At 58.0% G+C, this 15,528-nt stretch carries 16 protein-coding genes; 6 read left to right on the top strand and 10 right to left on the bottom strand.

Annotated elements, in window-relative coordinates; genetic code table 11:
- The first annotated feature begins 6 nt into the window (after nt 1-6).
- Nucleotides 7-423, top strand: a complete 417-nt coding sequence (locus tag DY251_RS13630) for a cupin domain-containing protein (RefSeq protein WP_116624468.1) — start codon at nt 7-9, stop codon at nt 421-423.
- Between the two features lie 71 nt (nt 424-494).
- On the opposite strand, the gene DY251_RS13635 is transcribed toward DY251_RS13630, so the two are convergent.
- The 6 genes from DY251_RS13635 to chvE form a co-directional block, all read right to left on the bottom strand.
- A complete protein-coding gene (locus tag DY251_RS13635) occupies nt 495-1,682 on the bottom strand; it encodes a M24 family metallopeptidase (RefSeq protein WP_116624469.1) in 1,188 nt (395 codons plus the stop codon).
- A 50-nt stretch (nt 1,683-1,732) separates the two neighbouring features.
- Nucleotides 1,733-2,035: a hypothetical protein gene (locus tag DY251_RS13640; protein WP_116624470.1), complete on the bottom strand. Its 303-nt coding sequence runs from the start codon at nt 2,033-2,035 to the stop codon at nt 1,733-1,735.
- Between the two features lie 33 nt (nt 2,036-2,068).
- Complete coding sequence (araD1, locus tag DY251_RS13645; protein WP_116624471.1) at nt 2,069-3,058, bottom strand: AraD1 family protein; 990 nt, start codon at nt 3,056-3,058, stop codon at nt 2,069-2,071.
- 146 nt (nt 3,059-3,204) lie between these two features.
- Nucleotides 3,205-4,461 (bottom strand): multiple monosaccharide ABC transporter permease, encoded by a 1,257-nt coding sequence (mmsB, locus tag DY251_RS13650; protein ID WP_116624472.1) that lies wholly within the window; start codon nt 4,459-4,461, stop codon nt 3,205-3,207.
- A complete protein-coding gene (gene mmsA / locus DY251_RS13655) occupies nt 4,458-6,011 on the bottom strand; it encodes a multiple monosaccharide ABC transporter ATP-binding protein (protein WP_116624473.1) in 1,554 nt (517 codons plus the stop codon). The genes mmsB and mmsA overlap by 4 nt, the downstream gene beginning before the upstream one ends.
- A gap of 100 nt (nt 6,012-6,111) precedes the next feature.
- Nucleotides 6,112-7,125 (bottom strand): multiple monosaccharide ABC transporter substrate-binding protein, encoded by a 1,014-nt coding sequence (gene chvE, locus DY251_RS13660; RefSeq protein WP_245415969.1) that lies wholly within the window; start codon nt 7,123-7,125, stop codon nt 6,112-6,114.
- Nucleotides 7,126-7,459: 334 nt separating this feature from the next.
- Here chvE and DY251_RS13665 point away from each other — a divergent pair, with 334 nt between their 5' ends.
- The 5 genes from DY251_RS13665 (at nt 7,460) to DY251_RS13685 (ending at nt 11,905) form a co-directional block, all read left to right on the top strand.
- Nucleotides 7,460-8,425, top strand: a complete 966-nt coding sequence (locus DY251_RS13665; RefSeq protein ID WP_116624475.1) for a LysR family transcriptional regulator — start codon at nt 7,460-7,462, stop codon at nt 8,423-8,425.
- A 116-nt stretch (nt 8,426-8,541) separates the two neighbouring features.
- The gene (locus tag DY251_RS13670) at nt 8,542-8,769 is read left to right on the top strand and encodes an aa3-type cytochrome c oxidase subunit IV (protein ID WP_116624476.1); all 228 of its coding nucleotides are present in this window, start codon (nt 8,542-8,544) and stop codon (nt 8,767-8,769) included.
- A gap of 82 nt (nt 8,770-8,851) precedes the next feature.
- On the top strand, nt 8,852-10,084 hold the full coding sequence (locus DY251_RS13675) for a Re/Si-specific NAD(P)(+) transhydrogenase subunit alpha (RefSeq protein WP_116624596.1): 1,233 nt from the start codon (nt 8,852-8,854) through the stop codon (nt 10,082-10,084).
- Nucleotides 10,084-10,506 carry a proton-translocating transhydrogenase family protein gene (locus tag DY251_RS13680; RefSeq protein WP_170971337.1) on the top strand — a complete coding sequence of 141 codons (423 nt, stop codon included), beginning with the start codon at nt 10,084-10,086 and terminating at the stop codon, nt 10,504-10,506. Before DY251_RS13675 ends, DY251_RS13680 begins: the two co-directional genes overlap by 1 nt.
- Before the next feature lies 1 nt (nt 10,507).
- Nucleotides 10,508-11,905, top strand: coding sequence for an NAD(P)(+) transhydrogenase (Re/Si-specific) subunit beta (locus DY251_RS13685; protein ID WP_116624478.1), 1,398 nt, complete (start codon nt 10,508-10,510; stop codon nt 11,903-11,905).
- 34 nt (nt 11,906-11,939) lie between these two features.
- On the opposite strand, the gene DY251_RS13690 is transcribed toward DY251_RS13685, so the two are convergent.
- The 4 genes from DY251_RS13690 to DY251_RS13705 form a co-directional block, all read right to left on the bottom strand.
- Nucleotides 11,940-13,370, bottom strand: coding sequence for an MFS transporter (locus DY251_RS13690; RefSeq protein WP_116624479.1), 1,431 nt, complete (start codon nt 13,368-13,370; stop codon nt 11,940-11,942).
- A gap of 90 nt (nt 13,371-13,460) precedes the next feature.
- Nucleotides 13,461-13,916: a DUF992 domain-containing protein gene (locus tag DY251_RS13695; protein WP_425373302.1), complete on the bottom strand. Its 456-nt coding sequence runs from the start codon at nt 13,914-13,916 to the stop codon at nt 13,461-13,463.
- A gap of 133 nt (nt 13,917-14,049) precedes the next feature.
- Complete coding sequence (locus DY251_RS13700) at nt 14,050-14,541, bottom strand: DUF992 domain-containing protein (protein WP_116624481.1); 492 nt, start codon at nt 14,539-14,541, stop codon at nt 14,050-14,052.
- A gap of 110 nt (nt 14,542-14,651) precedes the next feature.
- Nucleotides 14,652-15,500, bottom strand: coding sequence for a tetratricopeptide repeat protein (locus DY251_RS13705; protein WP_116624482.1), 849 nt, complete (start codon nt 15,498-15,500; stop codon nt 14,652-14,654).
- Between the last annotated feature and the right edge of the window lie 28 nt (nt 15,501-15,528).

A 15,528-nucleotide genomic window follows, 5' to 3' on the forward strand; every position in this document is an offset into this window, starting at 1 on the left:
ATTGAAATGCCCACACCAGACAAGATGTTTCTTTACCCCAAGGACGTCAGCGCATTCGGATTTGACTGGGGAAAGCTGTCGCTGACGGTGGGACCGGAAGTGAACGGAGCGAACCAGTTTTCTGCCGGCGTGGTGGACCTGCCGCAGGGCCAGGGACACTCCCGTCACAACCACCCCGGATCGGAAGAAATCATTTTCGTGATCTCCGGCAATGGGCAGCAAATGGTGGAAGACGACGACGGCAATCCGGTTACGCGCGACGTGGGTCCGGGTTGCACGATCTTCGTTCCCGACAGTCGATTCCATTCGACGCTGAACACTGGCAGCACGCCCATGCAGTTGTTCGTGGTCTACTCGCCAGCCGGACCGGAGAAGGGCCTTCGCGATCTGCCGGACTTCAGGCTGATCCCGGCGGGAAGCTGAGAGCTAAGCGCCGCCCCTTACCCTTACCCTGTTCTTACGGGGAGAGGGTAAGAGTGAGGGGCAGCGATAACTTACTCGACCACGTTCCAGCCGCGGCCGCGATCACCGTACATCTCATAGCCGGTGTCGGTGATTGCGACCGTGTCTTCCAGCTTGATGAAGCCTCGCGTTGGATGAAGCATGGTCGTTTCAACCGAAATCACCATGCCCGATTCCAGCGGATGCGCCGCGTCAACGCCCTCATATGTCACCGGGTGATCGGTCATGAGGAACGGCACTTCGTGGCTTATCAAACCCATGCCATGCGCGAAGAAGTCGGTGTAATTCGCAACCGCCGATTCTTTCAAAACGGCTTCGGCACCCGCGATCATATCGCCGCCCAGCGTGCCGGGTTTACAGAGCCGAAAAGCTGCCTGCTGCACCCCATCGATCTGCGCCAGCAGATCCTGCAACTCGGCGTCCGGCTCGCCACGAATGCCCATGCGGCAAAGGTCACCGATATATCCGTGATAATTGCCGCCGGAATCGATGGACAGCACTTCGCCCCTGCCCCAAGTCTGCGCCGACACTGCACGGTTATGGCTGGAACCGGCAGCGATCAGGCAATAGTCAAAATGCAAACCGCGATTGGTTTCCTCGCGACGCAAAGTCTCGACGATGTCGGCCTTCGTCGCGCCTTCCGGCTGAGCGTTGAACGTCGCGAGCATGGAATCCGTGATGAGTTCCGAAGCCTTGCGCAGCTTTTCCAACTCGGCGGGCGACTTGATCGCGCGCAGGCGCTCCAGCATGCCGGTGGCGTCCACAAACACGGCGTCGGGCAAGCCATCGACCAGCACCTGATACGCATCGAGCGGCAGGAATGATGGCTCGATGCCGATGCGCGCATTGGCCTTGCCAATTTTCCTGACATGCTCGACTGCGAGCCGCGCAGCGTCAGTCGCCCCCCATGCGGCTGCGTGAACGCTTGGCGTCCAGAACGGATTCACCGCGTGTTCTGAACCTTCCATGCGATTGCCAACATAGCCCGCATGTTCGGGAGTCCCGCGCTCATAAATAACGAATGGCAGATAGCGGCTGTGGCCGATCGCATCCATTGCAACGAAGAAAATAAAACGATACCCGCCGAGCAGATACTGCACATTATGCTTGGACGTGGTGAGCAGGAGGTCAATTCCCGCCTCGCCCATCAGACGGTCAGCACGCACACTGTCAAACGGAATCGTAGTCACAGCCAGTATCTCCTCCCATACCGCAAACATCTGGTAGGACCAGATTATACAGAATGGTTCCGTTGGCAAGATGTCGGCAGTTATATGCCCGAACCGTCCAATTGTTCTTCGTCTTCGCCTTCCCAAGGATCGGGTCGCATCGAACCCAGATTGGCGGTTGGCAGCGGCATCCAGCACTTTAGCTCGGGGTCGGCATAGCCAATGATGCAGCCCGGCGAAGAGTCGACAGCGCGCCAACCCTCGATCCCAAATTGATCGGCCTTCGCCCAATAGGCGACATCGACGTCGGCGGCTCCCTGCTCAACGGGACGGATTGTCACAAGAATGCGGCTGCCATCCTTGGGAGCGCTTTTCATATGCCGCCAATTACCGAATTCCTGCATCTGCTCCTCCGTCGAGTCTCGGGCAGAGTAGCCTTAAAGCACCCGGACGGAAACAGGCGTTGGCGCATCAAGCTTGAGGGTATTGCGGAGTGGCAGGCCGAAATCCGGCGCTTCAATCTCGAACACATCGTCCGCCTGCGTTCGCACGCCATCCGCGAAAGAAAGCGTTGCGGTGCCGAACATATGGACGTGAATGTCGCCCGGCCGCCGGAACATCGGATATTTGAAATGATGATGCTCCAGGTTGGCGATGGAATGGGACATGTTCGCCTCTCCTGAAAGAAAAGGTTTCTGCCACGCCACTTTGCCATCCCGTCGGATGCGCGAGACACCTTCGACATTTTCCGGCAGGTCGCCGACGAGAATTTCTGGACCGAATGACGCGTTGCGCAGCTTGGAATGCGCGAGCCAGAGATAGTTGCCACGCTCGGTGATGTGGTCGGAAAATTCATTAGCCAGCGCGAAGCCGACACGGAACGGCATTCCGTCGTCACCAATTATGTAAATGCCCGCGATTTCCGGCTCCTCGCCCGCATCCTCGGCAAAGGCCGGAGAAACAAGCGGCGCACCCGGCGCGACCGCCATGAAACCGTTGCCCTTGTAAAACCATTCGGGCTGAACGCCGAGTTTGCCTTTTGCAGGCTTGCCACCCTCAAGCCCCATGCGGAACATTTTCATGGAGTCCGTGAGTTGCGCCACATCGTCATTTGCTGCCGCTTTGTGCATGGAATCCCGCGTGGCTGCAGAGCCAAGATGGGTCAGGCCGGTGCCGGTGATATGCATATGCGTCGGGTCGGGGTGGCTTATCGGCGAGGCAATGCGCCCTTCCCTGTAAGCAGCGTCGAGATCGACAGTGCGACCCATACCGATGCGCTCCACAAGTTCGACCAATCCGCTGCCGGTGCGTGCCGCTTCCAGTGCGAGTGAATAGACGGTGCGCTCGCCATTGAGGATGCGCGCTTTTCCGTCGATGCGAACGGCGACCCGGAGAGCGTCACCCTCGATAATCTGTGAAATCAGCACAACATCCTCCCTGCCGCACACGTCGGACAAAGCTCTCTCGTTCGCGTCGGAGGTGCCGCCGCGTCTGGAGTTCTTCAATTCACCTATCGGTCGCCGCCTCGTTTACGCGCGGTGCGCTGCGTCGCGGCGTCCTACTACCGGGGCGCTTACGCCTTCTTCTTATTGTAGAGGTCGAAGGCAACAGCACCGAGCAGCACCAGCCCCTTGATGACCTGCTGCCAGTCGATGTTGATGCCCATAATGCCCATGCCGTTGTTCATCACACCCATGATGAACGCACCAATGACAGCGCCCGCCACCTCGCCAATGCCACCCATGGCCGACGCGCCACCGACGAACACGGCAGCGATAACGTCAAGCTCCATGCCGAGACCGGCTTTCGGCGTCGCCTGATTGAGACGGGCGGCGTATATGAGGCCCGCCAGCCCGGCCAGCGCACCCATGATTGAGAAGATGTAGAACGTCAGGCGTTCGGTCATGATACCCGAAAGCGCGGCAGCCTTTATGTTGCCACCCATCGCATAAATGCGTCGCCCGAAGGTCATTCGCTTGGTGAGGAACACAAAGCCCGCGATCAGGATTGCCATAACGATCAGCACGTTCGGCAGACCCTTATACGAAGCGAACTTGTACATCAGGAACATGATGATAGCGGCCATCACGACGTTCTTGACGATGAAGAAGCCGAACGGTTCGGCCTCGTAGCCGTGGCTTTCGCGATTGCGGCGGCTTTTCAGAGCGAAGAAAAGCATCAGCGCAACGATGATTATGCCGATCAATAGCGTGGTCGCGTGCAGGACAATTCCGGTTCCGGGCGTCGGTCCGCCATTGGCGTTGAGCGTCGGCGCAACCAATGTCCACGGGCCGATGAAATCAGGAATAAAGCCTGCAGACAGCATCTGGAACTCGACCGGGAACGGGCCGAGCGAGCGTCCACTAAGCAGCCATAGCAGCAAGCCTTTAAAGACCAACATGCCAGCCAGCGTCACAATGAAGGATGGAATCTTCATATAGGCGACGAAATAGCCTTGAACGCCGCCAATCACCGCCCCGAGCGCAATACAAAGCACCGCGGCGATGAACGGATTGAACCCGTAATCCACCATGAGAACGGCGGCAGCGCCGCCGATGAAGCCCGCGACCGATCCGACCGACAAATCGATATGCCCGGCCACGATGACCAGCAACATGCCGAGCGCCATGACGATGATGTAGGAGTTCTGCAGGACGATATTGGTCAGATTGACTGGATAGAAAAGCACGCCCTTGGTCATGATCTGGAAAAAGATCATGATCGCGATGAGCGCGATGATCAGGCCGTATTCGCGCACATTGGCCTTGATCGCATCGCGCGCCGAGGCCTTTGCGGCATTGACAGTGGGAGTTGCGGTTTCGGTCGTCATGATGCTGCCTCCAACTGTTCCTCCCGCGCGTGACCGCGCACGATTGCCCGCATGATTTTTTCTTGACTGGCTTCGGCTGCTTCCATCTCTCCGACGATGCGGCCTTCATTCAAAACATAGATACGATCACAAATGCCGAGCAATTCCGGCATCTCGGACGAAATGATCATGATGCCTTTGCCGTCGCTGGCAAGCTGATTGATGATCGTATAGATTTCATATTTGGCGCCGACATCAATGCCGCGCGTCGGCTCATCGAGGATCAGCACATCCGGGTCTGCGAACAGCCATTTCGACAGAACAACCTTCTGCTGGTTGCCGCCGGAAAGATTGCCCGTGATCTGATAAACCGATGAGGAGCGGATATTCGTCTTCCGCCGATATTCATTCGCGACCTTAAGTTCGTGCATATCATCGATAACGCCGGCTTTGGACGAAACGCCCGGCAGGTTCGCGATGGTAACATTGTGCTTGATGTGGTCGATCAGATTGAGACCATAAACCTTGCGGTCTTCAGTGGCGTAGGCCAACCCTGCCTTGACGGCTTTGCCCACGGTTGACGTATCGGCCTTCTTGCCGTGCAGGAAAACTTCACCGGTAATGTTGACGCCATAGGTGCGTCCAAAAACGCTCATTGCAAGTTCTGTGCGACCGGCGCCCATCAATCCCGCAATGCCCACCACCTCGCCTTTTCGAACGGTCAGATTGACGTTCTTGATGATCTGGCGCTCAGGGTGAATAGGGTGGTGAACGGACCAGTTCTTCAACTCGAACATCGTCTCGCCGATCTTCGGCGTCCGGTGCGGATAACGATTTTCAAGGGTGCGGCCCACCATCGAGGTTACGATACGGTCTTCCGTAACGTCCTCGCGCTCCATCGTTTCGATGGATTGGCCGTCGCGGATAACGGTGATCTGATCTGCGACGCGTTTGATCTCGTTCAGCTTGTGCGAGATCATGATCGAGGTCATGCCCTGCGTTTTGAATTCCAGCAGCAGGTCCAGCAGCGCTTGACTGTCACGCTCCGACAGGGACGCCGTAGGTTCGTCCAGAATTAGCAGCTTCACGTCCTTGGCCAGCGCCTTGGCGATCTCGACCAATTGCTGTTTGCCCGTGCCGATATTTGTGACGAGCGTATCCGGGTCTTCCCGCAAGCCCACCTTGCGCAGCAGATCGTGTGCGCGCTTGCGCGTCACGCTCCAATTGATCATGCCACCGGTTGCCTGCTCGTTTCCCAGAAACATGTTCTCGGCAATCGAAAGCATCGGAACCAGCGCCAGTTCCTGATGAATGATGACGATGCCGAGTTTTTCGGAATCGTGGATGCCGGTAAATCGGCATTCCTTGCCTTCGTAGTAAATTTCGCCATCGTAAGTGCCGTAGGGATACACGCCTGAAAGCACTTTCATCAGCGTGGATTTGCCTGCGCCATTCTCGCCGCAAATGGCGTGAATATCGCCCCGCCTCACCTTGAGATTGACGTTCTCCAGAGCCTTCACGCCGGGAAACACCTTGGTGATGCCCCGCATCTCAAGAATGTAGTCGCTCATCAGGGCCTCCCTGGACGCGGAACAAACAATATCCGCACCTCTACGCTACTCAAGGATGAACGAAGGCGGAAGGCCCTGCGGCCCTCCGCCCTTGTCGATTTTACTTGAGGTCTTCGGCCTTGATATAGCCCGAGTCGGTCACGAGGATCTTCTCGTAGTTCGTCTTGTCGACGGAAACCGGCTCAAGGAGATACGAAGGAACAACCTTGTTGCCGTTGTTGTAGGTCTTGGTGTCGTTGATTTCAGGCTGACCGCCGGAAAGCACCGCATCGACCAGATTACCCGTGACTTTTGCCAGTTCGCGCGTGTCCTTGAACACGGTCGAATACTGTTCGCCGGCGATGATCGCCTTCACAGACGGAACTTCCGCATCCTGACCGGAAATGATCGGCCAAGGCTGATCTGCGCTGCCATAACCAACGCCGCGCAGCGACGAAATGATGCCGCGTGATAGACCGTCATATGGAGCCAGAACCGCATCAACGCGGCTGCCGTCCGAGTAGTTGGCCGACAGGATGTTATCCATGCGTGCCTGTGCAACAGCAGCGTCCCAGCGCAGCGTGCCGACTTTCTCCATGCCCATCTGACCGGACTTCACGACGAGGACGCCCTTGTCGATGAGCGGCTGGAGAACAGACATCGCGCCATCATAGAAGAAGAACGCGTTGTTATCGTCTGGCGAACCGCCGAACAGTTCAATGTTGAACGGACCCTGCTTCTCAGGGTAGCCGAGCCCCTTGAGCAGCGATTCTGCCTGAAGCACGCCAACCTTGAAGTTGTCGAAGGTGGTGTAATAATCGACGTTCGGGCTGTCGCGGATCAGGCGGTCATAAGCCACCACCTTGACGCCCTTGTCGGCGGCCTGCTGCAACACTGCCGAAAGCGTGGTGCCGTCGATCGAAGCAATCACGAGCGCCTTGGCGTCTTTGGTGACCATATTCTCGATCTGGGCAAGCTGGTTCGGAATGTCGTCTTCCGCGTATTGCAGATCGACGGTATAGCCCTTGGCTTCAAGCGCAGCCTTCAGGCTGTCGCCGTCGCTGATCCAGCGCAGGGACGACTTGGTCGGCATAGCGATGCCGACGAGGCCTTTTTCCTGTGCGTGCACGGGCATGGCAAAGGCCGCGAAACCGGCAGCCGTTGCGGCGAGAACGAGTCTTCTGGTGAACTTCACTTTTGCTTCTCCCTGAAAAGCGCTGAAAACCGCGCAACCGTACATCCCGGCACGCCTCAGATCGCAACTGGGCGCCGCAAGCCTAGATGTCTGGTAGCCTCCACAAACCGCAGGCCGTTCGCTCCTCCAGAGCCCGCAGCAGCTCGAAACGGATACCCCGCTCCAACCTGCCGCGAACTTGGAACCGACCGCCATACAAGTCAAATGCAATTGAGAGGGTTTGCCATAACAGTTTCGATATGGCAAAAATCTTTGCTCCGCGAGAGGGTACGCGATGGAAGAGCAGACAAAAGCCGCACCGCGAGGCGCAGCGGCGCATGACTCGATGCTTCGGGGCGGGCTCAAATTCACGCATCTGCGTATGATCGTGGCGCTCGATGAACACGGCTCGGTGAGCGCGGCGGCGGAAACGATGAACGTATCGCAACCCGCAGCCTCCCGCACCATCGCTGAAATGGAGCAGATCGCTGGGGCGCGGTTGCTCGAACGTCTGCCGCGCGGCGTGCGCCTTACGCCATACGGTCAGGCACTGGCGCGCCGAGCGCGGTCGATTCTGCTGGAATTGCGCGAGGCTGACCGTGAAATCTCGGATCTACGATCTGGAACGGGCGGCACGGTCAACATCGGCGCAGTGACCGCACCCGCTATTGATCTTGCGGTTCCCGCGATTCGCGAGTTGCGTGCCCGCCATCCACGGCTGGAAATTTCGATACAGGTAGAGACAAGCAACGTGCTTGCGCGCGAACTGCTTGCCTCGCGGCATGACCTCATAATCGCGCGCATCCCGGAAGACCTGAATCCGCGTCTGTTCGAGTCGCGTGTTATCGGCATTGAAAAAGCATGCCTGATCGCCAGACGCGGCCATCCGGTTCTTGGTGCGCGGAAGGTGCCGCTGGAAAAAACAGCCGCGTTCGATTGGGTTCTGCAGCCTTCCGGCTCTCTGCTACGCCGCACTGTCGAACAGCATTTTATCAGGCACGATGTGCCGCTGCCAGAGCGAATCCTGAACACAAGTTCGCTGCTGCTGACACTTGTGATGGTCGCGCAGTCAGATGCGATAGCCGCCGTGTCCATCGACGTCGCTCGATTTATTCGGCAAAGCTTGGGCGGCGCGATAGATGTGGTACCGCTGGCCTTCGAAATAGAGGTGCAGCCTTACAGCCTGATCACAGCCAGAAACCGCACGCTTTCGGCCGCTGCAATCATGCTGCGCGACGCAATTCTAAAGCGGATTCGATAGAAGCTGCGGATAGGCGCGACAATAAAGCGTTTCAACGCAATAGATGGCAAAGGTGCCATTGCCCTGCGCCGCCCTTTTCGCTAATTGGGCACTAACAGTTTATGGAGGGGTTTCCCATGGCAGATCATTCACCGAGCGGGCCTGTCGAAGTCGGCGCAGCGATGGACTATTCCGAGCACGACAAAACATACCATATGTTCCTTGGCCTGGCTAAGTACGGAACGCTGGTTTGCGCTGCGCTCATGGTGGCGATGGCTTTCGGCTTTTTCACAAGCGCAGGCGTGATCTCCAGTGTCATTCTGTTCGCACTGATCTGCCTCGTCGGCGGCTTCCTGCTGCGTTAATCCTTATAGGAATTCCCGCCACGGTCGCGGCCCGTCCAAGTGCGCCGCAGGCAGGGGCGCGCTATGCAAAGAGGTGGATGCGGTGGGACAAACAATCTTCATCCCGCGTGAGACTGATGCGAACGAGCAGCGCGTTGCCGCTTCTCCAGACACAGTCAAGCGTCTGGTGGGTTTCGGTTTCGATGTGGTTGTCGAAACCGGCGCTGGCGCTGGCTCGCGCATTATCGACGAAGATTTCACAAAGGCCGGAGCGAGGATTGGCAAGGCTGCAGATGCAGCCAAGGCCGATGTCGTGCTGAAAGTGCGACGTCCAAGCGAAGCCGAACTGAAAGGCTACAAATCGGGCGCAGCAGTTCTCGCCATTATGGACCCATACGGCAATGACGCCGCGCTGGCAGCAATGGCCAAAGCAGGTGTTACCGGCTTCGCGATGGAACTGATGCCGCGCATCACACGTGCGCAGGTGATGGACGTTTTGTCCTCGCAGGCAAACCTCGCAGGCTATCAGGCGGTGATAGACGCGGCATATGAATATGACCGTGCGCTCCCGATGATGATGACCGCCGCCGGCACGGTTCCAGCTGCAAAGACGTTCATCATGGGCGTAGGCGTTGCGGGCCTGCAGGCAATCGCAACGGCACGCCGCCTCGGCGCTGTTGTGACCGCAACGGATGTGCGCCCGGCCGTGAAGGAACAGGTTGCCTCGCTCGGCGCGAAATTCATCGCGGTTGAGGATGAAGAGTTCAAGCAGGCCGAGACTGCTGGCGGATATGCCAAGGAAATGTCCAAGGAATATCAGGCCAAGCAGGCCGCGCTGACCGCTGACCACATCGCCAAGCAGGACATCGTTATCACGACCGCGCTCATTCCGGGCCGTCCTGCTCCCAAGCTCATATCTGCTGCGATGGTAGCCTCTATGCGCCCCGGCTCGGTGATCGTCGATCTGGCGGTAGAGCGCGGCGGTAATGTCGACGGCGCAGTGCCCGGCAAGGTCGTAACAACTGCCAATGGGGTAAAGATCGTCGGCCACCTCAATGTTCCAGGCCGTGTGGCGGCATCCGCCTCGCTACTTTACGCCAAGAACCTGTTCGCCTTCCTTGAAACGATGATCGACAAGGAAGCGAAAGCGCTGAAGATCAATCGCGACGACGAATTGGTGAAGGCGACGATGCTGACCGACGGTGGCGCGGTGGTGCATCCCCAATTTGCCAAGGCTGCGGAGCCGACAAAAGTTGCAACCAAGCCTGCCACACCGACAGTGGCACCTAAAGCAACGCAGAAAAAGGCACCCGCGAAGAAGAAGGGGGATGCGTGATGAACGAGTTGGACAATGCTCTTCAACAGCTCGATCAGGCGATTTTCGCCGTTCGCGAAGCTGCGCATAGTGTCGTGACTTCGCCCGGCGTTGCTGACGCCGCCGGTCAGGCAGCCCACGCTGTATCAGGCGGCGTGGTCGATCCGTTCGTGTTCCGCTTCGCCATCTTCGTGCTGGCGATCTTTGTTGGCTACTACGTTGTGTGGTCGGTCACGCCCGCGCTGCACACGCCGCTGATGGCTGTCACCAACGCAATTTCGTCGGTGATCGTGGTTGGCGCACTGCTGGCAGTGGGCATCTCAGCTTCCGGCGTGGCAACGGGTTTCGGCTTCATCGCGCTCGTGCTCGCCTCAGTCAATATTTTCGGCGGCTTTCTCGTGACCCAGCGCATGCTCGCCATGTACAAGAAAAAGGACAAGTAAAGTGTCCGCAAACATTGCCTCCTTCCTGTATCTGATTTCAGGCATCCTGTTCATTCTGGCATTGCGTGGCCTGTCGCATCCGACAACCAGCCGCCAGGGCAATTTCTACGGCATGATCGGCATGGGTATCGCCATCGTGACCACGCTGCTTCTGGCGCTCCCCTCTTTTGAAGGCCTGGTGCTCATTGTGGTCGGACTGGCTATTGGCGGCACGGTCGGTGCGGTGGTTGCGCGGCGCATTGCCATGACTTCGATGCCGCAGCTGGTCGCCGCCTTCCACTCGCTGGTTGGCCTCGCCGCCGTGATGATCGCGGCTGCGGCCATGTATTCGCCCGACAGTTTCGGCATTATCGACAATGGACACATTCACGCGCAGGCGCTTGTCGAAATGTCGCTCGGCGTTGCCATCGGCGCGATCACCTTCACTGGTTCCGTTATCGCCTTCCTGAAGCTGGATGGTCGCATGTCCGGCAAGCCGATCCTCCTCCCCATGCGCCATATGGTGAATCTGGCTTTGGCGGCAGCACTGGTTGTGTTGATCGTGATGCTTGTTTCCGTCGAGAGCACATTCATCTTCTGGCTGATCGTGCTGGTTTCGCTGGCGCTTGGCGTTCTTCTCATCATCCCGATCGGTGGTGCGGATATGCCCGTCGTCGTATCGATGCTGAACTCCTATTCGGGCTGGGCCGCAGCAGCTCTCGGCTTCACCCTCGGCAATCTGGCGCTCATTATTACCGGTGCTCTGGTCGGCTCGTCGGGTGCGATCCTGTCTTACATCATGTGCAAGGGCATGAACCGCTCCTTTATCTCGGTGATCCTCGGTGGCTTCGGCGGTGAGACTGCCGCTGCTGTTGACGACGGCGTGCAGCGCACGGTGAAAACGGGTGCTGCTGACGACGCGGCCTATCTCATGATGAATGCGCAGAAGGTTATCATCGTGCCGGGCTACGGCATGGCGGTCGCGCAGGCGCAGCATGCGCTGCGCGAACTGGCGGATAAGCTGAAAGCCAATGGCGTTGAGGTGAAGTACGCAATTCATCCTGTTGCGGGCCGCATGCCCGGCCACATGAATGTGCTGCTGGCCGAAGCGAACGTGCCTTATGATGAAGTGTTCGAGCTTGAGGATATCAATTCGGAGTTTGCACAGGCAGACGTCGCCTATGTCATCGGCGCGAACGACGTGACCAATCCGGCAGCACGCGACGACAAGTCCTCGCCGATCTATGGCATGCCGATCCTCGACGTGGACAAGGCGCGCACCTGCCTGTTCGTGAAGCGATCACTCGGCTCCGGCTACGCTGGTATCGACAACACGCTGTTCTACAAGGACGGCACGATGATGCTGCTCGGCGATGCAAAGAAGATGACCGAAGACATCGTCAAGGCGATGGATCACTGAGCTTTCAAAGCGCGGCGGCAACGCCGCGTTTTTGTTAGGCAGACTTGTCTCTCGGCAGCGACGCAACCAACGCCACGGCCATCGAAACGCCTACAAAGGCAAGCGGCAGGAACGCCAGAAACACGACCGGGGCCACCGCCGCCGCTGTTTCGCGATCCAACCCAATCGAAAATCCCGCGACATTGGCCACGATGCCGGCAAGCGCAGAGCCGGCTGCATAGCCGATGCGCTGCAATGTCGGCACCGCTGATGCCGCGATGGTTCGCTCCGTCGGCGCAGCTGACGAAACGATGATACGCGTGAAGAACGGCCATGCAATGCCGAAACCTCCGCCCTGCAATATCGCGCAGCCGAGGACCAGCGCCAGCGAGCCGTTTGGAATCGCAAATGCGAAACCGGCAATTCCAGCGGTGATCATCAGCGCGCCGGTGAAGATTAAAAACGGCTCGCGCCGCGGCCCTGCATTTGCAACCAGCATCGACATGACCGACCAGGCAATCGCTTCACTCGCGATGACGAAGCCGGTCATCAGCAGCGAGACGCCATGCAGCGTGGTCAACAAGAGCGGACCATAAATGGCCAGCGAACAGGTCGAAACCGAGAATGCTCCCACCATGATCATTCCGCGCCCCAGCGTCGTGCGCGCATCGAACATGCGGGATGGAAACAGATGGGTGCGAGCGTTCCTTCTGTCGAGTTGAAAGAAGGCGACAAGACCAAGCAGCCCAAGCGCGAGCAAAACCGTTGACCGCAACAGTTCGATATTCACACCGGCACTGGCAATAAAAAGAACCGCGACGCCGAGCACCGCCAGCGCCGCATAAGGAAATGGTGGCAAGGCTTCCAGCGATGGCACGCGGCGGCGCGCCTCCGGTGAGTTCAGCACCAGATTGCAGGCCAGAGCCATTCCAAGAGCGATCAGGGTAAATATGCCGAACGCCCAGCGCCACGAGAGAAAATGCACAATAGCCGCACCAATCAACGGGCCGCTGAACGCCGAAACGCCCCAGATGGCGGAAATTATTCCAAAGAGCTGCGGCCAGATCCGCGCTGGAAACAGCCGCTCGACAGTCACGAAAGCCAGCGAAACGAGTGCCCCGCCACCAACACCTTCGATCAGCCGCCCAACCAGAAACATCGGCATTGAAATCGCGGTTGCGCAGATCAGTGCGCCGATGGCGAAGATGACCGCCGCCGCAACCATGTTGGTTCGCAAGGAAACATAGGAAACGAGGCGGCCCGCGGCTGCGCCGGAAACAATTGCCCCAAGCTCGTAGATCGCAAGCGACCAGCCGATCAACTCGACGCCGGATAGCTCGCTCACCATAGCGGGCATGACGGTCGCAACCATCGTTTCGTTCGTGGCGTGGAGCAGGATACCAAGGCTGATGAAACAAAAGCGCGCGAGGTCGCCATTGGTCCACAAATCCCGCCAGTCCACGCGTTCAGATGCCGGTTGCGCCATTGGCCATACCTGAGAAAGTTCGAACACCATCTGTGCCACGAGCTTTAGCTCGCGTCAGTAATCCACGGAGATATTGCAGTTGAGACTGTTTCAGTTGTTTATGCTGCGAAGCTCGAACTGACTGACGCCAACGGCGAGGTTCATACCCTTCTGCGTCTGCCAACTCACCGGCTGCAAAGTGAAGCTCGGTCCAGCACCGCCAACCAGCACATTGGCTCCCGCGCCGATGCCTGCGGTGACCTCAGCACTTGCGCCGATGTAATTCCCGGCCAGCGCACCGGGCGCATAAATGTTCGTGCTGGGCGCGAGCACCAACCACCGCATCACCGTTTCGCGTGTCGAGCCAATGTCGAGGCCATATTTGGTGACGGTTCCAAAATAGCTTTCGGGCAGAAATTCTGGATTTGCCGGTGTAAAAGTGCAGCGCAAATCTTTGGTAGAGCCGAAAATAAAGCCGGTGCCCGCCTCGATCGCACAATCCAGCGAACCAAGGTCCACACCCGCTTCATTCGATTCCGCGGGAGCGGCCAACAAAGCCATTACCATACCTGCCAGCACGACCAGCTTTCCCGGCATATTCCCTACCCCGAATCAAGCGCAGCAACTCGCGCGAAAGCTACATTGCGCGATCCACACGAAAAAAGAAGGCCCGGACAATGCCGGGCCTTGACTGGAATTATTAGTAGCCGCCGGAACTCAGCGTAAATCGCGTGATGCTCGCCGCGACGTTCAAGCCGCCTTGTTGCTGCACACTGATCGGCTGCAGCAAGAAGCTCTGATCGGAGCCGCCGCCGAGAACATTTGCGCCAACGCCTGCTGCAGCGGTAGCTTCCGCGCTCACGCCGAGATAGCGGCCTGAAAGCGAGCCGGGTTCATAAGCATTGCTGCCGACGGCCATCACCTTCCATTGCATAACCTTGTGACCGGTAGCGCCAATATTCAGGCCGAACTTTTCAATCCGACCCACATAGGGCTCCGGGTGGCTCAAGCCGCCCATCGGCGTGTAAGTGCATTTTACATCACGATCCGAGCGGAAAATCTCGATGTGGCCGGCTTTGCCGACGACACAATCCAGCCAGCCGATTTCAACGCCGCGGGCCTGAGCCGTCATCGGCATGGCAAAGGCGGAAATTCCGGCAGCCAGACCCCAAATTGCTAGTTTCGTACGCATATGAACTCTCCTTTCAGAGCGCCATGGCGCTCACCGCAGAGAAATGCGCACGTGATGAGGAGGTTCCCGTTAAGAAATCTCAACAAATCTGACAAAATATTGCAGTGGGCTTATGCGCCGGCGCTTGTTCGCGCCAAGCCGTCAATTGCTGGCTTGTAGTTCGGGTCAAGCCGCTTCGCTTCCTTGTAGGAACGCGCTGCCTTGGCTTTGTCGCCCTGCTTTTCGTAGACAAGCGCCTGATTGGCCCAGCTCTCCGCGATTTTCGGATTCAGCTTGATCGACGTATTGAAGTCGGCAAACGCGTTATCCAACTGGCCGTTTGCGAGATAGGACAGCCCACGCCCATTGTAAGGCTCCGGCGAATCTGACGACAGCGAGATCGCAGTCGAGAAATCCTCAATCGCAAGCGCATGCTGGCCGCGGCTTTGATAGAGCAATCCGCGATTATGATAGGCGCGCGGATCAGTGGTATCGAGCTGGATAGCCTTCTGGAAATCGTTGAATGCAGCCTGCGTGTTGCCCGCAAGTCGGTAAAGATTGCCGCGTCCGATATAGGCCGCATCATAGCTGGCATTGATCTGGATTGCGCGGCTGTAGTCCGCAATCGCCGCCTGCTGATTGCCCATATAGCGCTGGATCAGGGCGCGATTGGCATAGGCTTGATAGAATTGCGGATTGAGCTGAATGGCCTTGTCAAAGTCTGCGAGCGCTTCACGATACCGGCCACCCTTGCCATAGGCGGAGCCACGAACATTGTACGCTTCGGGGTCCTGAGGATTGCGATTCACCACCGCTGACAGCGACGAGATGTTTTCGCTCGATCCCTGCGCGCGATCCACATTATTGAGATCGCTCACCGCAGATGTGGATGTGCAAGCTGACAAGGCCACTGAGCCGAGGACCAGCAATGCGGCCAGACGCGCAGCCGGCATATCGAATTTCGCTCGCTTCAGGTTCATCGCAACGATCCCCAAATCCTTAGAATTC

The sequence above is a fragment of the Mesorhizobium denitrificans genome, assembly GCF_003403035.1.
GTDB lineage: Bacteria > Pseudomonadota > Alphaproteobacteria > Rhizobiales > Rhizobiaceae > Mesorhizobium_G > Mesorhizobium_G denitrificans.

Bases quoted from the DNA above. Each gene is read 5' to 3' on its own strand.
- DY251_RS13695 (WP_425373302.1), bottom strand. From the start codon at position 13,916: ATGGTAATGGCTTTGTTGGCCGCTCCCGCGGAATCGAATGAAGCGGGT.
- chvE (WP_245415969.1), bottom strand. From the start codon at position 7,125: ATGCCCGTGCACGCACAGGAAAAAGGCCTCGTCGGCATCGCTATGCCG.
- mmsB (WP_116624472.1), bottom strand. From the start codon at position 4,461: ATGACGACCGAAACCGCAACTCCCACTGTCAATGCCGCAAAGGCCTCG.
- DY251_RS13635 (WP_116624469.1), bottom strand. From the start codon at position 1,682: ATGTTTGCGGTATGGGAGGAGATACTGGCTGTGACTACGATTCCGTTT.
- DY251_RS13700 (WP_116624481.1), bottom strand. From the start codon at position 14,541: ATGCGTACGAAACTAGCAATTTGGGGTCTGGCTGCCGGAATTTCCGCC.
- DY251_RS13630 (WP_116624468.1), top strand. From the start codon at position 7: ATGCCCACACCAGACAAGATGTTTCTTTACCCCAAGGACGTCAGCGCA.
- DY251_RS13665 (WP_116624475.1), top strand. From the start codon at position 7,460: ATGGAAGAGCAGACAAAAGCCGCACCGCGAGGCGCAGCGGCGCATGAC.
- DY251_RS13690 (WP_116624479.1), bottom strand. From the start codon at position 13,370: ATGGCGCAACCGGCATCTGAACGCGTGGACTGGCGGGATTTGTGGACC.
- DY251_RS13670 (WP_116624476.1), top strand. From the start codon at position 8,542: ATGGCAGATCATTCACCGAGCGGGCCTGTCGAAGTCGGCGCAGCGATG.
- DY251_RS13680 (WP_170971337.1), top strand. From the start codon at position 10,084: ATGAACGAGTTGGACAATGCTCTTCAACAGCTCGATCAGGCGATTTTC.
- DY251_RS13640 (WP_116624470.1), bottom strand. From the start codon at position 2,035: ATGCAGGAATTCGGTAATTGGCGGCATATGAAAAGCGCTCCCAAGGAT.
- DY251_RS13705 (WP_116624482.1), bottom strand. From the start codon at position 15,500: ATGAACCTGAAGCGAGCGAAATTCGATATGCCGGCTGCGCGTCTGGCC.
- mmsA (WP_116624473.1), bottom strand. From the start codon at position 6,011: ATGAGCGACTACATTCTTGAGATGCGGGGCATCACCAAGGTGTTTCCC.